The organism is Bacillus sp. FDAARGOS_235 (assembly GCF_002073415.2).
Taxonomy (GTDB): Bacteria; Bacillota; Bacilli; order Bacillales; family Bacillaceae_G; genus Bacillus_A; species Bacillus_A toyonensis.
In genome coordinates this window covers 4694325-4716056 of sequence record NZ_CP020437.2, presented here as the reverse complement: position 1 = coordinate 4716056, position 21732 = coordinate 4694325, and the positions used below count along the sequence as shown (strand labels likewise).

General features: G+C 35.0%; 21 protein-coding genes. 2 read left to right on the top strand and 19 right to left on the bottom strand.

What is annotated here, in order from left to right; genetic code table 11:
- Positions 1-54 precede the first annotated feature (54 nt).
- From A6J74_RS26695 to A6J74_RS26640, 11 genes are all read right to left on the bottom strand, one after another.
- Entirely contained in the window at positions 55-1062 is a 1008-nt protein-coding gene (locus A6J74_RS26695) for a nuclease-related domain-containing protein (protein ID WP_000386795.1), read from the bottom strand.
- 276 nt (positions 1063-1338) lie between these two features.
- Positions 1339-2382: a GH25 family lysozyme gene (locus tag A6J74_RS26685; RefSeq protein ID WP_001181408.1), complete on the bottom strand. Its 1044-nt coding sequence runs from the start codon at positions 2380-2382 to the stop codon at positions 1339-1341.
- A 134-nt stretch (positions 2383-2516) separates the two neighbouring features.
- Positions 2517-4280 (bottom strand): ABC transporter ATP-binding protein, encoded by a 1764-nt coding sequence (locus tag A6J74_RS26680; RefSeq protein ID WP_000818435.1) that lies wholly within the window; start codon positions 4278-4280, stop codon positions 2517-2519.
- Entirely contained in the window at positions 4280-6031 is a 1752-nt protein-coding gene (locus tag A6J74_RS26675) for an ABC transporter transmembrane domain-containing protein (RefSeq protein ID WP_080609722.1), read from the bottom strand. The genes A6J74_RS26680 and A6J74_RS26675 overlap by 1 nt, the downstream gene beginning before the upstream one ends.
- 124 nt (positions 6032-6155) lie before the next feature.
- A complete protein-coding gene (locus A6J74_RS26670; protein ID WP_001123316.1) occupies positions 6156-6377 on the bottom strand; it encodes a YneF family protein in 222 nt (73 codons plus the stop codon).
- A 78-nt stretch (positions 6378-6455) separates the two neighbouring features.
- Entirely contained in the window at positions 6456-6896 is a 441-nt protein-coding gene (sirA, locus tag A6J74_RS26665; RefSeq protein ID WP_000860637.1) for a sporulation inhibitor of replication protein SirA, read from the bottom strand.
- A 156-nt stretch (positions 6897-7052) separates the two neighbouring features.
- On the bottom strand, positions 7053-9053 hold the full coding sequence (tkt, locus tag A6J74_RS26660) for a transketolase (RefSeq protein ID WP_000019759.1): 2001 nt from the start codon (positions 9051-9053) through the stop codon (positions 7053-7055).
- A gap of 289 nt (positions 9054-9342) precedes the next feature.
- Positions 9343-10146: a phosphonate ABC transporter, permease protein PhnE gene (phnE, locus tag A6J74_RS26655; RefSeq protein WP_000047884.1), complete on the bottom strand. Its 804-nt coding sequence runs from the start codon at positions 10144-10146 to the stop codon at positions 9343-9345.
- Positions 10146-10940, bottom strand: coding sequence for a phosphonate ABC transporter, permease protein PhnE (gene phnE / locus A6J74_RS26650; RefSeq protein ID WP_001000771.1), 795 nt, complete (start codon positions 10938-10940; stop codon positions 10146-10148). Before phnE (A6J74_RS26650) ends, phnE (A6J74_RS26655) begins: the two co-directional genes overlap by 1 nt.
- On the bottom strand, positions 10937-11710 hold the full coding sequence (gene phnC / locus A6J74_RS26645) for a phosphonate ABC transporter ATP-binding protein (protein WP_000569223.1): 774 nt from the start codon (positions 11708-11710) through the stop codon (positions 10937-10939). Before phnC ends, phnE (A6J74_RS26650) begins: the two co-directional genes overlap by 4 nt.
- A 95-nt stretch (positions 11711-11805) precedes the next feature.
- Positions 11806-12744, bottom strand: coding sequence for a phosphate/phosphite/phosphonate ABC transporter substrate-binding protein (locus A6J74_RS26640; protein WP_000915069.1), 939 nt, complete (start codon positions 12742-12744; stop codon positions 11806-11808).
- Between the two features lie 185 nt (positions 12745-12929).
- Between A6J74_RS26640 and A6J74_RS26635 the strand changes: the two genes are divergently transcribed.
- Entirely contained in the window at positions 12930-14513 is a 1584-nt protein-coding gene (locus A6J74_RS26635) for a bifunctional metallophosphatase/5'-nucleotidase (RefSeq protein WP_001075251.1), read from the top strand.
- A gap of 30 nt (positions 14514-14543) precedes the next feature.
- Here the strand turns inward: A6J74_RS26635 and A6J74_RS26630 are convergent, their stop codons facing one another.
- Complete coding sequence (locus tag A6J74_RS26630; protein ID WP_000931861.1) at positions 14544-14783, bottom strand: DUF896 domain-containing protein; 240 nt, start codon at positions 14781-14783, stop codon at positions 14544-14546.
- 45 nt (positions 14784-14828) lie between these two features.
- Complete coding sequence (locus A6J74_RS26625) at positions 14829-15485, bottom strand: YneB family resolvase-like protein (RefSeq protein WP_000991792.1); 657 nt, start codon at positions 15483-15485, stop codon at positions 14829-14831.
- A 141-nt stretch (positions 15486-15626) separates the two neighbouring features.
- On the opposite strand from A6J74_RS26625, the gene lexA reads away from it, so the two are divergent.
- Entirely contained in the window at positions 15627-16247 is a 621-nt protein-coding gene (lexA, locus tag A6J74_RS26620; protein ID WP_000413736.1) for a transcriptional repressor LexA, read from the top strand.
- Between the two features lie 114 nt (positions 16248-16361).
- Here lexA and A6J74_RS26615 read toward each other — a convergent pair whose 3' ends face one another.
- From A6J74_RS26615 to A6J74_RS26590, 6 genes are all read right to left on the bottom strand, one after another.
- The gene (locus A6J74_RS26615; RefSeq protein WP_000976110.1) at positions 16362-17165 is read right to left on the bottom strand and encodes a DUF4097 family beta strand repeat-containing protein; all 804 of its coding nucleotides are present in this window, start codon (positions 17163-17165) and stop codon (positions 16362-16364) included.
- Positions 17166-17708 (bottom strand): DUF1700 domain-containing protein, encoded by a 543-nt coding sequence (locus A6J74_RS26610; RefSeq protein WP_001031393.1) that lies wholly within the window; start codon positions 17706-17708, stop codon positions 17166-17168.
- Complete coding sequence (locus tag A6J74_RS26605) at positions 17701-18024, bottom strand: PadR family transcriptional regulator (protein ID WP_001102631.1); 324 nt, start codon at positions 18022-18024, stop codon at positions 17701-17703. The genes A6J74_RS26610 and A6J74_RS26605 overlap by 8 nt, the downstream gene beginning before the upstream one ends.
- Positions 18025-18251: 227 nt before the next feature.
- A complete protein-coding gene (locus A6J74_RS26600) occupies positions 18252-20051 on the bottom strand; it encodes an ABC transporter ATP-binding protein (RefSeq protein WP_001106590.1) in 1800 nt (599 codons plus the stop codon).
- Positions 20048-21250, bottom strand: coding sequence for a nucleotidyltransferase domain-containing protein (locus tag A6J74_RS26595; RefSeq protein ID WP_000409751.1), 1203 nt, complete (start codon positions 21248-21250; stop codon positions 20048-20050). The genes A6J74_RS26600 and A6J74_RS26595 overlap by 4 nt, the downstream gene beginning before the upstream one ends.
- Before the next feature lies 1 nt (position 21251).
- Entirely contained in the window at positions 21252-21725 is a 474-nt protein-coding gene (locus A6J74_RS26590; RefSeq protein WP_001028388.1) for a lasso peptide biosynthesis B2 protein, read from the bottom strand.
- Positions 21726-21732 lie beyond the last annotated feature (7 nt).

Sequence of the window (21732 nt, the reverse complement as noted above, 5' to 3'; positions counted from 1 at the left end):
AAATAAACATACAAAATCCCATGTAATAGAGCACCCAGAAAAATCTCCCCCTTTTTAATTCACCTGGCAAAGCATTTCTCTTATCTTTTGTAACTCTTGCGCTGTATATATTACTTCCCCTGTTAAAACTTCATTTTTGAAAAACGCTACGATTTGCTCCCTATCTTTTAATCTAGGTGTGTCCTCATTAGAAAGATCTAGTACTTCTTTACCACTCTCATTATAAAAATATACAATTGGCTTTACGTTTTCTTTTACAATATCAACTTGCAATTCTTTCAAACAATTGTATAAAATTTGAGATTGTTTCTTCGCTTTATATACTGGATTCCCTTCATTTTTCACTTGTATAGTTAACGAATCTTCACCTGTAATACATTCAAGCGTCTCTTCTTTTTTAATTTCTTGTTGATACTTACCTATTTCATCAAGCATAAATGAATATATACTAGCATTCTCTTTCGTTACACCATGAATTAATTTTCCTGTCCACTCTCTCGTCTCAAGTAAATACATACCAGTTTTATATAAGATAAGATGATGGATTCGAATATCGTTTATTCCAAGTTTATCTCTAATAAAAACATTCGGCATAATATGAAATTCATCTTCTTGTATGATTTCTTGTTCTAAAAATCCTTGCTTCATATAATGTAATGTTTCATGCGTATTTACTTCAGCGCTATTTTTAGTATACTCTCGTAAATCTGCAATTAACTTTTGAAACATATGTATTTCATTACTATGTTTATCTTGCATTTCACTACGTTCTTTACTATGTTGCATAGCTAATTGATTTTTCATCATACGCATATTTTCAAGTTCTCTAGCTGTACTAACTTGTAAATCATTATACTTTTTCTGTTCCATATTTTTTAACGTATTTTGTTGCTCTTTATGTTCTGTAACCGTGGCTGCAATTTCACTTTCATACGTTTCAATCGCTTGCTTTTTTTCAAATTCCACCTGCTGGCTCTCTGATTCCAACTGTTTATTTTTATAAAACAGTACGAATACTGCAGCTAATAATATTAAAATTACACCTATTAGCACATAATCCATATTTTTACTCCTTTATTTCAATTTTTGATTATTTTTTATAAATATCCCCATTGTATTATACTATGCTTTTAATATACAACTTGTGAAAATTACTTTTTTCATAGAGTGACACTTTAATCAGTGTTTTGTTCTATCACCCACTCATTATTAGCCCTCACCAATCGGCCTTTTACGGGCAACTCCCACCTATCTTCCTCGCATTCGCCGAGATTCTTACTGCCTGCAAATCGCGGGATAAAAGGTATCTCAGGCGAGATACCTTTTACGTTGACTTTATTATACACCATACTGAATATAACTCGAATCATAATATATCCATTCATTTCCACCTAATCCGAGCCAGCCATCTTGCTTACACCATACTCGATATGCCTCACCATGATGTAACTGTCTTATAACATTTCCACTTAATGATGGAGCATCCCGTAGATTCACATTGTCACCAGTAATAGTCGCCACATAATGTTTATACTGAATATAACTCGAATCATAGTATATCCATTCATTTCCACCCAAAGCAAGCCAACCATCTTGTTCGCTCAAAACTTCATATGATTCACCTCGATTTAGCTGGCGAATTACACTAGATTGTAAAGATGGTCCAGTCCGTAAATTTACATTATCGCCATTAATTACAGCAACACCGTAAACTGGAGTTGCATTATTAGGCGGAGAAACATTCCCTCCACCACTCGATCCATTCCCTTGCAAAGCTTCTAATGAAACTGCTGCTGATACATCACAATTTCCTACACCTGAAATTTGACCAGAATCAGTGTATTGCCACGCTGTCCACTCTGTCCATCCACCAGCATCAGCAGGCGGTGTACTAGAATATCTAGCAATCCAAAGTGGAATATCACTTAACCCGTTAATTCCAAACTCATTAATATACCAAACTCCTGTATATAACATTACATTTTTTCCAGTAGCCTGTTTCACATAATTTATGAAACTTCTTGCCCAATTAGATATAGCGGTACCAGTTAAATTACTATTACTCGGATCTGTTGGTGACTCTAAATCTAGAACTGGCATTAAGTCTGTTTGATTGCTTTGTAATATACTCACAAAATATTTCGCTTCTGAAATTGCATCATTTTGTTCTGGATGTGCAAAATGGTATGCACCGATTAATACATTCGCATTTCGTGCCGCTTGTACATTTTGAACAAAAGTAGGATCAAGATACTTTACACCTTCTGTCGCTTTTGCATATGCTGCTGGAATGCCAGATGCCTTCACTGCATTCCAATCAATACTCCCTTCCCAATGAGACACATCGATAAACGTAACATTTGAACTCGATCTGTTTTGCATATAAAATCTCCTATCAAATTTTTTCATTCCGTATACATACAATATGTACAACTTTACTAAATGGACACGACATGTATGCTATAAAAACAAAGAGTAAATATATTTTATATACAAAGTAAAAAAGACCTTGTATATTACAAGGCCTTTTGCAAGCTTCCTTTATTTTGTAGTAAATACATATTATAATACAACCCTTGCTCACTCAGTAACTCTTGATGTGTTCCCCTTTCTACTATCTCTCCATCATGCATAACGAATATTTGATCTGCATCTTGAATTGTAGATAACCTGTGAGCAATCGCTATCGTCGTTCTACCTTTTCTCATTTGCTGCAACGCTGTTTGAATAGCCTCTTCTGTTTCTGTATCGATATTAGCTGTTGCCTCATCTAATACTAACACTTTCGGATTAGTTGCTATCGTTCTAGCAAAAGCAATTAATTGTCGTTGACCACTAGAAAATTCAGCTCCTCTTTCTACTACTTCTGTTTCATACTGCTTTGGTAATTTTTCAATAAACGTATTGGCTTGCACAAATTGCGCAGCTTCTTTTACTTCTTCATCTGTAATTTCTTCATTGTACATACGAATATTTTGCTTTACATTTCCTGCAAATAAAAATGCATCTTGCAATACGAGTCCTATTCTCTTTCTAATTTCTCGTTCTTCAAATTTCTCTAAATCTACACCGTCTATTACAATGTTTCCCGACTTAATATTATAAAATCGCATTAGTAAATTCATAATGGTACTTTTTCCGCTACCAGTATGCCCAACAAAAGCAACCGTTTGCCCTTGTTTCACATGAAAAGATACATTTTTTAAAACATCACGCTTTCCATCATACGAAAAAGTAACATTTTTAAATTCAATATCTCCATTAACTACTTGAGGATTCCCATCCCCTTTTTGAACCGGCGCTAAATCTTTCTCATCTATTAAATGAAATACACGTGATGATGAAACAAGTGCCTGTTGGAAAAATGATAATTTCATCATCATCTCATTTACAGGTTGGAAGAAACGATGAATATAGTTAACAAACGCATATAAAACTCCTACTTCAACGGGACTCTTTAAAGCGTCAATTCCGAATAAACCAAGTACTAATGCAATTGCTACAATATGAACTAAATCCGTTGCTGGACGTAAAAGTAATGCGTCTAACTTTAACGTGCGTCGTCCTGCACTATAATGTTTATTATTCACCTCTTCAAATTCTTTTCTCATACGTTTTTCTTGTCTGAATACTTGAACAATATTCATTCCTTGAATGGACTCATTTAACTTCGCATTTAATACGCTTAATTGATTACGTACTTCTAAATAAAAAGCTGCACTTTTCCGGCGATATAGCACCATAATAGCAAACATAATTGGAATTAATATAAGAGAAAATAGTGCTAATTTTACATCTAATAAAAACATCGCCACTAAAATCCCTACTAAAAACACTACATTTTTTACGAATGTTGATAGTACACTTACATAAAAATCCTTAATCGCTTCCGTATCATTTGTTATGCGAGATACGAGTGTACCTATCGGCGTACGATCAAAGAAACTTAATGACAATTTTTGAACGTGTTCATACACTTCAACTCGCATATCTTGAACAATCTTAAAAGCTATATTTTGAAAGTACAATAAATCTAAATACGTAAATAATACTTTTAATAAATGTGCAATTATATACACTACAAATAGAGTAACAAGTGCTGATTGATCAAAGTTACGCGGTACTAAATGTTCATCAAGAAATTGTTTAATTAAAAAAGGACCCATCATTTCAGTTACAGTTGCACCAACTAGGAATAAAAATGCTAATGCTAATAACCTTTTATATGGTCTCATATAAGAAAGTAATCTTCTTAAATCACTCCGCTTTTTCTCAGCCATCATACGCCTCCTTTCTCTACTAACGCCTCTAGTTGCTGGCTTTCGTACATTTCTTTATACCAACCATTTTCTCCCATCAATTGTTCATGTGTTCCTCGTTGCACTACCGCTCCTTCATCAATCACAAGAATAATGTTTGCATGCTGAATTGCACTTAAACGGTGTGCAGTAATAATCGTCGTTTTTTCTGCTCTTTCCCGTTTCAATGCGGATAATATAGTTTCTTCTGTTTTTGCATCGACAGCTGATAAACAATCATCTAAAATTAAAATTTCAGCATTCGTTAATAAAGCACGCGCAATTGAAATCCGCTGTTTTTGACCTCCCGATAGTGAAACACCTCTTTCACCTACTACCGTATCATACCCTTCTGAAAATTGAACGATATCATTATGAATACAAGCAATTTCAGCAGCACGCGCAATTTCTTTATATGTAGCATCGACCTTTCCGAATGCAATGTTCTCTCCAATACTCGCTGAAAATAAAAAATGATCTTGCGGCACGTATGAAATTGCAGAACGTACACCATGAAGTGTTACATCTCGAATATCCCGCTCACCAACTTTTAATTCACCATTAAAATGATCATATTCTCGAATTAAACATTTTAACAACGTCGTCTTCCCTGCACCGGTACGTCCCACAATACCTAGCGTTTCACCTTTTCTTAAATTAACATAAATATCTTTTAAGTTTAATAGTTCATTTTTCTTATAAGAAAATGAATCAATAGCAAATGAAACATCACCACTTGCTATAGTATTTATAGTGTTTTCCTTATTTACTACATCTGAAGTTTGTGAAAGTATTTTCTCCACACGATCATACGAAGCGCGTCCACGTTCCATAATATTAAACAACCATCCAAAAGCTAACATTGGCCATACAAGAGTCCCTAAGTATGTTGTAAACGTTACTAGCTCTCCTACAGTTAATTCGCCCCGTACTACTAATAAAGATCCGTAACAAACTGCGATTAAAAACGAAAACCCGACAATAAGTGCAATCGTTGGATCGAATAACGAGTCAATACGTGCGACTAACATATTTTTATGTACGACATCTTCTGATTTCTTCCGAAATGCTTCCAAATCCTCTTTCTCTTGTCCAAGCGAGCGAATCACCTTCATCCCACTCATACTTTCTTGTACTTTATCATTGATTTCAGAAAACGATTGCTGCGCTTTATGAAATCTTCTATGCAATAAAGTTCCATAATAATTTGTAGAAATCGCTACAATTGGCATCGGAATTAAACTTAATAATGTCAACTTCCAACTAATTGTAAACCCCATCGCCACAAGTACACATCCTCCAACTGCTAATGAGTCAACAAGTGTTAAAACACCCGATCCAGCAGTTTGCTGAATTGCCTGAATATCATTGGTCGCATGCGCCATCAAATCGCCTGTACGACGTGATTGATAGAAAGTTGGACTCATCTTTGTAAAATGTTCATATAAATTCTTTCGTAATTGACGGGCTAATTTTAAAGAAGATCCAAAAATCATAATACGCCACAAATAACGCAATATGTACATAGTAATTCCTACAACAACTAACAGAATAACCCACTTCAACAATTTTTCAGATGTTAATGTTCCATTATTAATTTCATCTACTACAATACCTAGTACTTTCGGGGCTACAAGTTCAAGAAGCGCGACACCAAATAACATAATAATCCCAATTATGTACGCTCGTTTTTCTTGTTTAAAAAACCAAGCTAAATTAAAAAATACTTTCATATTTATCCTCCTCCCTTAAAATGAGCGATGTTTTCAGTTTAACAAAAATACAGAATTTTTAAAAGTTTTAAATACTTTCAAAATCCAATAGGAAAGGGCACTCTTATCGAGTGCCCTTTAGCGCTTATTTTGTTTGTTGCTTGCTCATCGCGCTCATCATTTGATTGATTTTCTTTTGGGAAGGTTTTTGTCCCATTTGCATCATCATCATTTTTAACATTTGTTCATTAATTGGTGGATTTTTTTCTAAGTAGTTCATCATGTATTTGCGGGCAATGAAAAATCCTAACGCCACGCCTGCTACTAGTGCTACTACGCCCACTAGAATACCTAACCAAATTGGCATATATTTTCCTCCTTCATGTTGTCTACCTTACAGTGTACTAAAACCTTTTCAATAAGACAAGATAGAATTCGACATTTTTTACACATATGTTCGTACTTGTTTTAAAGGATTCAACCATCCGTACTTTGTATTTTCATAATCCATAGCTAAAAATGTTAGTTCACACTTTCTTAACACCTCAAAGAAAGTCGTTTCCATAGAGACATTTCCAGAGGTATCCATGCGAATATAGTGTGGTTTCACTATTATTTCGCCATATTCCGCTCCCGTAAAAAGTGTATGCGTATGATGTGTTCTATCATATTTACCAAGAACACGCAAAGCTTGCTCTAATTTATGATGAATTTTCATTACTTGTAATGGCATCGTTATATACATCATTTGTTTATATAACACTTTTTTCTCCGAAAGGGACCCAGATTCTGAAAATCGAGCAAATAAATCAAAAAACAAATATTCACGACCAAAATAAGCTTTCGCAATATCCTCTTGAATTAAATACAATTCATACGTTTTCATTTTCAGCCTCCCAATCTGGACAACCTTTTCTCTTCATTATATAGAAGAAAATTTGCAATGATTGTCTGACTGCGGAGAGATAAAAAACTTTTTCTGTCGAAAAAACTCATTTACATAGAAAAACCTCTCCATGCCGGAGAGATTTTTCTAAAATCATTAAAGCATTTCTTTTACTTTACGAACAACGTTCTCTACAGTAAATCCATACTCTTCCATAATCTTCTCACCAGGAGCAGAAGCACCGAATGTATCGATACCTAACACATCTCCTTCAAGACCTACGTAACGGTGCCATCCGAATGTAGCACCCATTTCGATTGCGAAACGTTTTGTTACTGCTTTTGGTAATACAGATTCTTTGTACTCAGCAGTTTGAGCTTCAAAGCGATCCATAGATGGCATGCTGACAACAGCTGCGTCAACGCCGTCTACTGCTAACGCTTTTTGTGCTTCAACAGCTAGACTTACTTCAGATCCAGATGCAAGTAAAATTACATCAGCTGTTTCTTTCTTGCTTGCAGAAACTACATATGCACCTTTTGCAACTTTTTCATACGTATCTTCTTTTGCGCCTTCTAATGTTGGAAGATCTTGACGAGTTAATACTAAAGCAGTTGGTGTTTTTGTAGATTCTAAAGCTAATCTCCAAGCCGCAACAGATTCGTTACCGTCAGCTGGACGAATAACAGATACATTTGGCATTGCACGAAGCGCTGCTAATTGCTCAACTGGCTCATGTGTTGGACCGTCTTCACCAACAGCGATACTGTCGTGTGTGAATACATACGTTACTGGCAATTGCATTAATGCTGCAAGACGAATTGCTGGACGTAAGTAGTCAGAGAATACGAAGAACGTACCACCGTAAGTTTTTAAACCACCATGTAGTGCAATACCGTTCATTGCTGCACCCATTGCGAATTCACGTACACCGTACCAAATGTTTTTACCGCTGTAATCTTCTCTTGTAAAGTCTTTTTCGTTATTCATATATGTTTTGTTAGAACCAGCAAGGTCAGCAGATCCACCGAAGAATGATGGTACAGACTCTGCAATTGCATTAATTACAGCACCTGAAGAATTACGTGTTGCTGCTTTTGATCCTAATTCATAAGTTGGTAAGCTTTGTTCCCAACCTTCTGGAAGAAGACCGTTCATTGCTGCTTGCAGTTCGTTTGCTAATTCTGGATATGCTTGTGCATATTCACCTAACATCGTGTTCCAAGCTGCTTGCGCTGTTTCACCAACATCTTGTACTGTTTTACGGAAGTTGTCATATACTTCTTCTGCTACATGGAAGTCTTGTTCAGCAGTCCAAGCGTATGCTTCTTTCGTTAATTTTGTTTCGTCTACACCAAGTGGAGAACCGTGTGAAGCTGATTTTCCTGATTTGTTTGGAGAACCGAAACCAATTGTCGTTCTTACTTCAATTAGCGTTGGGCGTTTTTCGTCAGCTTTCGCTTCTTCAATTGCTTTCGCGATTGCTTCAATATCGTTTCCATCCTCAACACGGATTACTTGCCATCCGTATGCTTTGTAACGATCTTCTACACTTTCAGAGAATGAACGATTTAAATCGCCATCTAATGAAATATCGTTTGAATCGTAAAGCACAACAAGACGCCCTAATTGTAAATGAGCAGCTAATGAAGATGCTTCAGCAGAAACGCCTTCCATTAAATCTCCATCACCACAAATAGCGTATGTATGATGATCTACTACATTATACGCATCACGGTTATATTTAGCCGCTAAATGTCTTTCAGCCATTGCCATACCTACAGCAGTTGCAATACCTTGTCCAAGTGGACCAGTAGTTGCGTCTACACCTGCAGTATGACCGTACTCAGGATGTCCTGGAGTTTTACTTCCCCATTGACGGAAGTTCTTTAAGTCATCCATTGTTACATCATAACCAGATAGGTGAAGTAGGCTGTATAATAACATTGAACCATGACCTGCAGATAATACGAAACGATCGCGGTTAAACCACGTTGGGTTATTTGGATTATGTTTCATAAATTGAGTCCATAATGTATAAGCCATTGGTGCTGCACCCATTGGCATTCCTGGGTGACCAGAGTTTGCTTTTTCAATCGCATCGATGGATAATGTGCGAATCGTGTTGATAGAAAGTTGTTCGATTGAATGTGACATGCTATTCTTCCCTTCGCTTATATTAGTAAACGTTTTATACATTTATATGATAGCTTCCCACGCAAGATTATACAACATGTATCGACAAATATGTTGATGTTTTTTTGATTTTTTATAAAAAAACCAATGATTTCGGGAATGTATGGGTATTCAATATGACATACTTTTTTATTGTTTTTATTTTAAAAAGAAAGGGAATTATCTGTATATTTATACAAACGTACAGACTTCTTTTAATAAACACTTAAAAAGACAAAAAAGCATCTGACTTCGATGCTTTTAAAATCCGTTAAACAATCCGTTTTCGAATCGAACTTGAAATAAAATCGATTATAATTACCATTAGAATGATGCCCAATAAAATAATTCCCACACGAGACCAATTCCGTGAACTTAATGCAAAAATTAATGGCGTACCAATACCACCTGCTCCAATTACACCTAAAATCGCAGCGGATCGCACATTAATTTCGAACCTGTATAACGTATACGATAGAAAATCTGGTAACACTTGTGGTAATACCGCATACCAAAGTATTTGAAACCGATTTGCACCTGTTGATATTAACGCCTCGGTCGGTCCCTTATCTATATTTTCAATTCCTTCCGAATATAGTTTCCCTAACATTCCGATAGAGTGTAACCCTAAAGCTAGAACTCCGGCAAAAGAGCCTGGCCCAACAGCTTTTATAAATAAAAGAGCCATAACTAATTCAGGAAATGTACGAACAAAACTAAGTACAAATTTCCCAGCACCTGAAGTTAATTTTCCACTACTCATATTCGTTGCCGCCCAAAAAGCAAATGGAACAGATAAAAAGGCAGAAATAAATGTACCTAATATTGCAATTGCCAACGTATCAATCAAACCATGTAATAAATCTTCACCATCAGGCAAAGATACATATGACCAATCTGGGTTCAACACGCCTGTCATAATTGCTTTTGTAATTTCTCCCGCTGTATTTTTTATTCCCTCGAGTGGGACACCTGAAAAGGCCCATACATATATAACTGTTAGTGCTATAAAAATAATCCAGCGATTTACACTCGGTTTCTTCGGTTTTGGTACGATTATCGTCGTTTTACTCATTATAATTTCTCCCGCAACAATGTACTTATATAATCAATTAACAATACAACAACAAGGGTATAAATAATAATGGAAGCAGTTTGTTGATATTGTAAAAATCCAAGTGTACGATCATAATATAAACCAATGCCACCTGCTCCTACTAAACCTAGAACGGCTGCGGCACGTACATTCACCTCAAATGTATAAAGTACGTAGGAAACAAAGTGCGCTTTCACTTGCGGAATGACCCCATAAACAATCCATTGCACCTTATTCGCTCCTACAGCTGTCATCGCTTCTAATGGACCTGGATCAATTGATTCAATTGACTCATACAATAATTTCGCTACGAGCCCAACCGAGAAACAAGTAAGAGCCAAAATACCTGGAAGTGGTCCTATTCCAAAAATCGCTACAAAAATAGCCGCTAATAATAAATCTGGTATCGTTCGTATAAAATTTAAAATCAATCGAGCTGGACCGTACAAAAATACACTAGTAAATACATTACTTGCTGCAAATAGTGCAAGTGGAATGGCTAAAATCGCTCCTAAAGTCGTTCCAATAATCGCCATGCGTATTGTATCTAACATTGCTGTTGTAATAACTTGAAAATAACTCCAATCTGGTGGCACCATTTCCTTCAATAAATCCATCATATTTGGAAAACCAACTACTAGTTTTGAAAATGATGCGTCGACCTGTACACTACTACCCCACAACAGTAAAATAACTAGAATAACCGTTAACATATGTTTCAATTTACTCGGCGGCTTCGGTATCGATTTCGAATATATCGTCACGTCATTCATTTAGCTGCCACCTCTAATAGTGAGCTTTTCTGAGCTACGTCCCCATAAATTTCAGCAAATTTTTCATCCGTTGCCTCATCTACTACACCATCAAAAACAATTTCACCTGCATGTAATCCAATAATGCGTGTAGCATATTGCCTCGCTAAATCAATAGAATGTAAGTTTACAATTGTCGTAATTCCAAAATCTTCATTAATTTTTTTCAAATCATCCATTACTTGCTTTGTTGTCAGTGGGTCTAACGAAGCAACAGGCTCATCTGCCAATATAATTTTCGCTTCTTGTGCCAATGCTCTAGCAATCGATACACGTTGCTGTTGTCCTCCTGATAATTCATCTGCTCGTGCATATGCTTTTTCTAAAATATTTACCCTGTTCAAAGCCTGAAATGCAAGTTCCAAATCTTCCTTCGGAAACAAGCCTAACGTTGTACGTAATGTCGAATGATATCCAACACGCCCGGCTAATACATTCTTCAGTACCGTGGATCGCTTTACAAGGTTAAAGCTTTGAAAAATCATACCAATATCTCGGCGCATGCGTCGTAACTCTTTGCCTTTTGCAGCAGTAATAGACTCACCTTCAATAATAATTTCTCCTTCTGTAATCTCATGAAGGCGATTTACTGATCTGAGGAGTGTAGATTTTCCAGCCCCAGATAGCCCGACCATTACAACAAATTCACCTTTTTGAATTTTTAAATTTATGTTTTTCAATCCTTTCGTACCATTTGGATACACTTTGGAGACATTTTGAAACTCTATCACACATCTTACCTACCTTCTATGTATTATCAATAACTGAAAAACGGCAAACTAACTGAAATCACACACTTTCCAGTTAGTCGCCATTTCCATATGTATTATTGTGTTTTCACTTTCTTTCCATAGTCACGAACGATATCAAATTTACTATCATCAGATTTCACATATCCTTCGTGTGAGTATACCTCTTTAATGATTTTGTGCCCTTCTTCATTCTTTCCTATTTCAATGAAAGCATCTTGTAATTTCTTGCTCCACTCCGCATCTAAATCAGAACGTACAGAAATCGTATCGTTTGGAATTTTCTCCGTAAATTTTACTATTTTCGTTTGATCGAATATATTCGGATAATCTTTTTTTACAATATTACGAGCATCTTGGAATACAACAGCTGCATCAACATCACCATTTAAAAGAGCAATAAGTGACTGATCATGACCTTTTAATGTAACAGGTTTCACATCCTTTAGCGGATCGACTCCCTCTTTTAACAATACAGCTGCAGGCCATACATACCCTGCTGATGATGTTACATCTTGATAACCAATTTTTTTACCCTTTAATTCTTTTACACTGTTAATATTAGAATCTTTCTTAACAACAAACTCTGATTTATAAAAATCTACTAAGTCCTTTGTGGGAGCTCCAGTTTCATCATCTACCCCAAAACGTTGCGCCTGTAATATTACGTTTGCAGCCTTTTTCTCATGCGCTAACACATACGCTGTTGGAGGTAAAAATCCTACATCTACTTGTTTTGATGCCATAGCTTCTACAATTGTATTGTAATTCGTTGAAATACTAACTTTTACCGGAATGTTTAATTTATCACTTAATAGATTTTCCAATGGTTTTGCTTTTGCCTCTAACGTATCTGCATTTTGAGAAGGAACAAATTGAACATTTAACGTCTTCGGTACATAACCTTTTTTCGTATCCTCATTTTTACTTGCACTTGATTCCTTCGTTCCACAGCCACTTAATAACCCCGCTGCTAGTACAACTGTTGTGCTCATTGCAAAAACTTTTTTCAACATGTGAATGCCTCCATTTTTCGTTGTTATAAAATAACCTTCCGTAAACATGAAGAAATATATCACATATTTTTACAAACAATTACTTATTTACAGAATCTTTACACATTCTATACATTCTGATTAAAATTCTTTTCATATATTTGATATGATTAATTGAAAGATAACAATAGAAAAGGTGAATGGTATTGAATCAAAATCAAATTGTAACTTTAAATATTTTATTAACAAGCGATGTACATGGTACTGTGTATCCAATTCACTACCAAGATAACTCCAAAGCAGAAATTGGTTTAGCTAAAATTTCTACTCTTATAAAAAAAGAACGTTCCAAAAATACAAACGTTCTTTTAGTTGATAACGGTGATTTCATACAAGGAACACCTTTAACTTATCATTACGCTACATACGAAAAAGATAAGAAAAATCCAATGTCCTTATTGGCCAACTATTTAAATTATGATGCTGCAATTATCGGCAATCATGAATTTAATTATGGAATGGATATATTAAATCATGCTGTAGAAACTGCAAACTTCCCGTACTTATCAGCAAACATTTTAGATAAAAACATAAAAGAACCTTATTTCGGGAAACCCTATATAATAAAACATATTGAATCAAATATAAAAATTGCTATTTTAGGGGCAACAACACATTACATCCCGAATTGGGAACAGGCCCATCATATTAAAGATTTACTATTTGAAGATGCATTAGAAACAATAAAAAAGTGGGTTCCTTACATCCGTAAACATGAGCAGCCCGATTTACTAGTCGTAGCCTATCACGGGGGATTTGAACGCGATTTTCAAACAGGAGTACCGACTGAAGTTTTAACAGGTGAAAACCAAGGATACGCAATGTATGATGAAATTGATGGTATAGATATTTTACTAACAGGCCACCAACACCGAGAAATTGCTCAAACTTTAGATAATGGTGTAACAATTTTACAGACCGGATGCAATGGACACTCCGTTGGAAAGGTAAAAGTAATATTCGAAAAAACAGAACAAAAATGGGTAAAGAAAAATAGTTACGCACAATTATTGCCTGTGCAAGGAATCGAGGCCGACAAAGATGTTCTTTCCTTGGTCGCCGATTATGAAGAGAAAACACAAAAATGGCTTGATCAGCCTATTGGCATCATTCATGGAGACATGCGAATTTCAGATGCTATGCAAACTCGTTTGCAAGACCATCCTTTTATTGAATTCATAAATAAAATCCAGATGGATATAGCTAACGTTTCTATTTCTTGTACAAGTTTGTTTCATAATACATCTCCAGGATTCCCGAAACATGTCACAATGCGGGATATCGTTTCCAATTATATTTACCCAAACACATTAAAAGTTATTCGAGTGACTGGAGCCGATATAAAAGATGCTCTCGAACTTTCTGCTTCTTATTTCACATTAAATAAAGTTGGAGATATAATTGTTAATCCTGCATTCATAGAACCAAAACCTGCGCATTATAATTACGATATGTGGGAAGGGATTTCGTATGTATTAAACATTTCAAAACCAATTGGTGAAAGAGTAGAGTCTTTACAGTATAAAGGCGCTACACTCGATATAAATGAAGAATATGACGTTGTTATGAATAATTATCGAGCAAACGGCGGAGGGAACTTCTTCATGTTTCAAAATAAACCAGTAATAAAAGATATTCCAACAGATATGTCTGAACTTATTGCTAACTATATATTGAAGCATAAAAGAATAGAAGCAACGAGAAATAACAACTGGAAAGTTATTAAATAACAAATAAAAAAGATGGGCTTCGCCCATCTTTTAATTTAATTTTGCATTATCTTGCTTTTTTAAAGCTTTTAATTTCGCTGGTGTAACATCTGTACCTTCTTCGTTAACGACTTTAATTCCTTTAAGTTCGTTTAACATATTTTGACGAAATCCTTTTAAATATTGTTCTCGTAGCGATTGACGCTCACGTTGTTCTTCTTCAGTTAAACCTTCAGCTTTTGCTTTTTTCGCTAAGAAGTTAATGCGTTCAACGAGTTCGTGATTAAGCATCTCGAATCCCCCTTCTAATCAAAACTGATTATTATCATACAATAGTTACTCTTCTTTATCAAGCAATTGCTTTGTATACTCTACGTATCTACGATGTACAGTCGCTTTTGAAACATTATGACCAAATCCACGAAGCGTTGCCGCAATTTCTTCGAAAGTGAGTTCACTCTTGCGCAAACGTACAATTTCCTCAATTGGCACTTCTTTTTTCTCTCGCCCTACGCTTAAATGACGATTTTTCAAATTATTTTCTGGCCGATAGCCTTTTTCTACCGCGCGTTGCATACCACGTTTAATTTTCAAGTTATGAATCTTTCTTTGATATTCTTCAACAATACTAATTATATCTAATACCATCGAATCAGAATCCGACAATTGTAATTCACCATTATGCGTATGTGTATATACTTTTATTCCCTCTTTATGTAAACAATGCATTAACGCAATCTTCGCATTCCCTCTACCAAGACGTGTTTCATCTTGTATTAGAAGTGCATCAACTTGTTCATCTCGAATTGTATCTAATACTTCTAATATGCCATCACGTTCAATTGTATAGCCACTAGCCTGTTCCTCAATCACTTTTGTCACATTCATTTCATAGCGCTCAGCTAAATGCAATAATTCATCCTTTTGACGCAATAACGATGTTTCTTGTGCTTCTTTTGTTGTACTCACACGTGCATAAACAATTGCATTCATTTTGAACCCTTCTTTCTCGCTATATTTTCTCTCTAGTGTATCATAAATCTCCCTTTTGTTCGAACTTATGTTTGTAGAATGTTTTTTCGCATGTTATACTTATTAATAAGAAAAACGAAAGAAAACGAGGTGTTAGAAAACATGGAAAAGTTAACGAAACGCCAGCAAGACATTCTCGACTTTATTAAGCTAAAAGTACAAGAAAAAGGATATCCACCTTCCGTACGTGAAATCGGTCAAGCAGTCGGTCTCGCTTCTAGTTCTACAGTGCACGGACATTTATCACGACTAGAAGAAAAGGGCTATATCCGACGCGATCCAACAAAACCACGAGCAATCGAAATTTTAGGCGATGACCGAATGGATACAGAAACACAATCTGTTATTCAAGTTCCAATCGTCGGAAAAGTTACTGCCGGTTTACCGATTACAGCAGTCGAAAGTGTAGAAGAGCACTTCCCACTTCCAGCTAGTATCGTTTCTGGATCAGATCAAGTATTTATGTTACGTATTTCTGGAGATAGCATGATTGAAGCTGGTATCTTTGATGGAGATTTAGTTGTTGTCCGCCAACAACAATCTGCATACAACGGTGAAATTGTCGTTGCCTTAACAGAGGATAACGAAGCAACTGTTAAACGTTTCTATAAAGAAAAAGACCACTTCCGTCTACAGCCGGAAAACTCTTCATTAGAACCTATCATTTTAAAACAAGTGTCAGTTATTGGAAAAGTAATTGGCGTATATCGTGATTTACATTAAAAATAATAAAAGAAGATAATTCCCTTATTTATATAGGGAATTATCTTCTTTTATATATTGGTAGATTTTAATTCATTCCAAAAAACTCGAATGAATCTATCTTCTCATCTATTATTAACGTGTTTCTATAGTAACATCTCCAGCAGCCGTTTTGCCGCTAATCTTTTTACTCCCATTACCAATTGTTACGTTTTTATTTTCCTCATTAAAAATTGTCACATCTCCACCAGGAGTTTGCCCAGTTATTACTGCATCTTTTGGTTTTTCCGATAAAGTAATAGTTACATCTCCAGCAGTTGAGCTTGCCTCTACATCATACTTAGGATCATGATCCATAATATATACATCCCCACTAGTCGTTTTTGCTGTTACTTTCCCCATAACCTTTTTAAAGTTCACCTCACCAGCTTTTGTAGATCCCTCTACGTTCTTAGCTGTTACATACTTCAAATCCACTTCTCCTGCCAGCGTTCCAACATTTACGCGGTCACTTTTCACATCACTTATTTCTATTTGTCCAGCTGCTGAATTTACTTTGATCTCTTGGTAAGAACGTTCTGGTACAAATATAGTCAATGTAGACGTTTGAAATCCGAAATTGTAAAAGGAAAAATCAAACGAAACATCTTTTTTTCTTTCCCCAATAACTTTTAATGTGTCACCATCTTCAGTAATACGAATTTCTTGTTTACTTACATCTCCTGTTTGCTTTACATAAAAAGAGGCATCCGGAGATTTTTGGACGACAATATCCCCAGCCCCTAACTTAACTTCTATATTTTTTAACGTTTCGTTTTTAATTACGTCTTCTTTATCGCCTTTTTCTGCAGTTTGTACTGCTTTTTCATATGTTTGTGAAATCCCTATTACTCCAATAATGATACAAGCGATAGCTACTAACAATATTTTTTTCATCATCTACTCCCCTTTTATCATTTTGAAGTTCCATATCACATAACGTACGCACAATCTTTTAAACCACTTCGTACTATAATACGCTATCATACATAACAACAAACCTACTCCAACAAATGTTATACTAACGAAAAGATCCAACCATATAAAAGTGCCCATAAATACTTTTACGATAACGAAAAATGGTGTCACTACACTAGCAATCCCACCGACCCAAAAAGAAAATATAAAACCGATAATTGCAACTAAAGGGCCTAACACGATAATAAAATTAAATAAACTAAGTCCAATCGCCGCCATGACAGCTCTTGTAACATTTGAAGTCGATGGATCTTTTTTCATTTCATCGAAACGATACATCGCAAGTAATTCTTTTGCAATTACTTTAGGAGAACCAAGTCCTTTTATTATTTCTAATTCAGTTTTCCCTTCTTCTATCCCAAACTGAAAGTGCTCTTCATAATCAAATAAAATATCTTTCCTCTCTTCTTCCGGTAACTTTCTAAGCTGATTCGATAATTCTCTAAGGAATTGTTCTTTATTCATCCCAATTCACCCCTTCAATAATTTCTTGTACCCCTTTCGCAAAATCACTCCACTCTGTTACTAACAAATGAAGTTGCGTCTCTCCTTGCTCTGTTAGCTGATAATATTTACGAGGCGGTCCTTCCGTGGACTCTTTTAAATACGTTTGAAAATATCCCTCTTTCGTTAAACGACGTAATAATGGATATACTGAACCTTCCGATATTAAAAATTTATTTGAAATTTGCTGTACAAGTTCATAACCGTAACTATCTTTACGTTTCACAAGTGCCAAAACACATAGCTCTAACACACCTTTTTTAAACTGAACGTTCAAATGTAATCCTCCTTTCTTAGTTTAGTACTGTTCAATACACGGTACTAGATATATCCATAATATACCACTTGGTACTATTTATTGCAAGGTACTTGTTTATATGTATTCACTGACTTTAAAAACGCGCAAATAAAATCCCGAATAAGATTCTGTTGTAGTTCACCATTATTCGAGATTTTATTCGATTCGAACTGCATTCATACAAAGCTTCATTCAATTTTTCTCCTCTAAGAACCAACTTCCATTTGTGACCCTAGTAAATTTCGAAATACACCTTTTCTTTCTTTAGCTAGTTGATTAAATTCACCTTTTTGAACAATTTCACCTTTTCCTAAAACAATAACTTGATCTGCATTGCGTATAGTAGATAAGCGATGTGCAATAACAACAATAGTCATTGTTCCTTTCAATCTTTCTATTGCTGATTGGATTTTCACTTCATTTTCAGTATCTAACGCACTCGTAGCCTCATCTAATACTAAAATCGACGGTTTTCTTAAAATAGCTCGAGCCAATACAAGTCGCTGACGTTCACCACCTGAAAGCCTCACCCCACGATCTCCAATCAGTGTATCAAGTCCATTTGGAAGCATTCGTACAAATTCAGTTGCTGCCGCAAATTCTAATGCAGCCCAAATTTGTTCTTCATTTACATTCGAGTCAATCATCATTAAATTCTCTCTTATACTAGCATTAAATAAGAACGGATCTTGTGGTACATAGCTAATAGCCTGTCTTAATGATAATAAATTATCAGTTGTAAGAGGGGTACCATCTATTAACACTTGACCTTTTTCTGGTTGGATTAACCCCATTAACACATCAATTAATGTACTTTTCCCAGCACCAGAATGTCCTACAATTGCCGTCATACTATTTATTGGAATTTGTACATTAATGTTTTGAAGTGCATATAAAGCTTCTTGCTTATTATAACGAAAAGAAACATCCTTACACTCAATACCTTGTTTTATACAAATCGGCTTTATATGTTTTTGCATGTATATATCCTGCATTTCAACCGCTTCATTACACTCCTGTTGCAATTCCCATAATGACTTAAAGGCAGGAATGCTTGCAGCCAGTTGTTCTAAATTTGACTGAATCGTCATGAACCTTGGCCATAATCTTGAAAAAATGAGAATGATTAATAGTAACTGGGCCGTTTGCGCTTGAAACATATTTACTGACAAAAATATAAAAAATGCAATTAATATAGCCATTGAAATTTTATAAAACAATTGAGAGTTTGACCTTATTCTCATATACTCCATTTGTTCGCTACTCATCTTTTTTGTTATAGATTGAAACCACTCCAAACGTGATCCTTCCAAAGTATTGCTCTTTATATCTTTAATTCCATTGAAATGATCTGTTATACCAGAAAGATAGTCTTTTGCCAATTCTGAGGTCTTACCGCCTAGTATCCGTGCTTTTTTTATAAAAACACGAGAAGCTACCAAGAACAATAAGCCAAAGCCCAAAACAAATACAGTGACTTGGGGAGATAATAAAAACGCAAGCCCTACCTGTATGAATGTAAATAGAATAGTAGCTAGCAATTGTAAAATTAAATTAATCCCATAACTAACACGAGCTAATTCTGTAGTTAATATATTAATTAGATTTGTTTTCCTTTTTTCTAAAAAAAATCTCCACTTTGCTTTTAAAATCATACTATATGTTTCTACTCTTAACTTTCGTACAAAAACTTGTTGCGTTCTCGCATCTCTTAACGTTATATTTCTTTGCAGTATATTTTGACTTAACACTATTAATACATATATACCTAAAATAGAAATTAAACTTGTTGTTTTAGGGAAATTCTGCAAAATTCTATAGACAGGTGCAATAAAAGAAGTCTCCTCACCTGTATTAATTATTCCAGTCATACTTATCATAGGAAGTAATAAAATAATACCTATCCCTTCAAGTAAACTGATTAACACCATACCAAATAAATTCACATACAGTATTTTTCCTGCTGAAGAATATAATTTCTTCATAAAATATATAATATAATTCATCGATGTTCCCCCAATAACAAAGCAAACTTCTTCGTTTTTCTCCAAATACATAGAAACGGACGTAAAGGAAAATATAAAAAATGAAGAAATTTAGGTAACGGCAATGTTTTCGCATCAATTGGATAAGGATATAGTTGGCTCATAATAAATAAAGTTTTTTGCTGATTAGACATTAACGAAAATAAATGTCGACTATGATAAGCAAGTACTTCTTCAGGAACCGGATCGGTATGCAAGTTTATCATTTGCTTGAAATAAAACAAGGCTTCTTGCGCTAACTGTTTTGAATGTTTTTTAGCTACTAATTCCATCATTCTTTCATCCATCCGTACACCTAGCAATTGAGATGACAAAATTAATGCTTGTCCTCCTAAATGTAGCATTTGATATGTTTTCATTAGTTTATGAATCTCACTCCAATTAAGATCTTGATTGACAATTTTTTTTATATCTACTAACCAGCGTAATCTGGACCAACCATGTCTAGCACCATGAGATACAAGAAATAAAAATAAATCTTCCTTCCCTAGCATATATACGGAATTACTCGTAAGGGTGCTTTTTCTCTTTCGCTTCCAAAGCTCTTCAAACCCAGGTTCCTTACTAGGTCCGGGATTTAACCGCCAATGAATCTCAAGCTTAATCTGTTTTGTCGGATGAAAAAATGTTATATGATGATGCCTCCATTTCCAATCATTTAATATCGTTTGAATATAATCGTCTTTTACATACCCCTGCTCTAAAAGTAGCATTTCTACTTTTTCTAAATTTTGAATTGGAATAAGAACGTCCAAATCACAGGATGTTCGTAAAGAAATATCTCCATATAAATCCTGAGATAGTACAGGCCCTTTTAGAAAAATCATACGAATCTCATTTTCATTACATATTTTATTTATTCGTTCCATTTCAGCACTTAAATAAAGCATTTGAAATGTATTTTTTTTATATTTTCTATTCAAGGATTGTACAATATGTGAAGGAATTATTTCTTCATCTACCTGTTTAAGTTTTTGATATATCACCGGATAAACGCGATGATGCACAACCTGTTCAAGAAATAATTCCCAATCAATATCCGAAAACCATTCATTGCTGTAAGTTTGCATTGTTTCATCATCTTTTAACTTCAAAATTGCAAAAAGAAGTTTCAATTCCTTAGACATGAACTCTACATTAAGACCAAAATCTTTCTCCATTTTACTCTCCTTTAATAGTGTTCTCACTTAGCCTCTTTGCAAATGATCCAACGACAGTGAATTTCTCCATTCCTTCCGATCCAGTAACATAAAAAGAACCGCTACGTAACCATGCATGTGCAATTAGTGCCCCACTATTATCCTTAGCAGTTCCTAAATAAAGAGTACTCTCAATGTCACGTTTTTCAAGCATTTTCATCCCAGCTATCGCTTTAACGAGACATTGACTTTCCCAAAAAGTATAACGACTCATAATAGAAATTGCTTCGGACACCTCCTTTAGTGTATCCTCGTGTTGCTGAATTTGAGCAACTGATGTTTCGTTCATGTAATCCCCTAAAGAAGGTGCAACTTTGGAAAAGGTAATACTTTTTAGTACACGCGCCCATCCTAAAAAAATAAAAGCCTCTAAAAATAAAAGCTTTGTTTCCATGTTCAGCAATAAAAATACCCTTAACCTTTTCACAATATTCATTAATCCC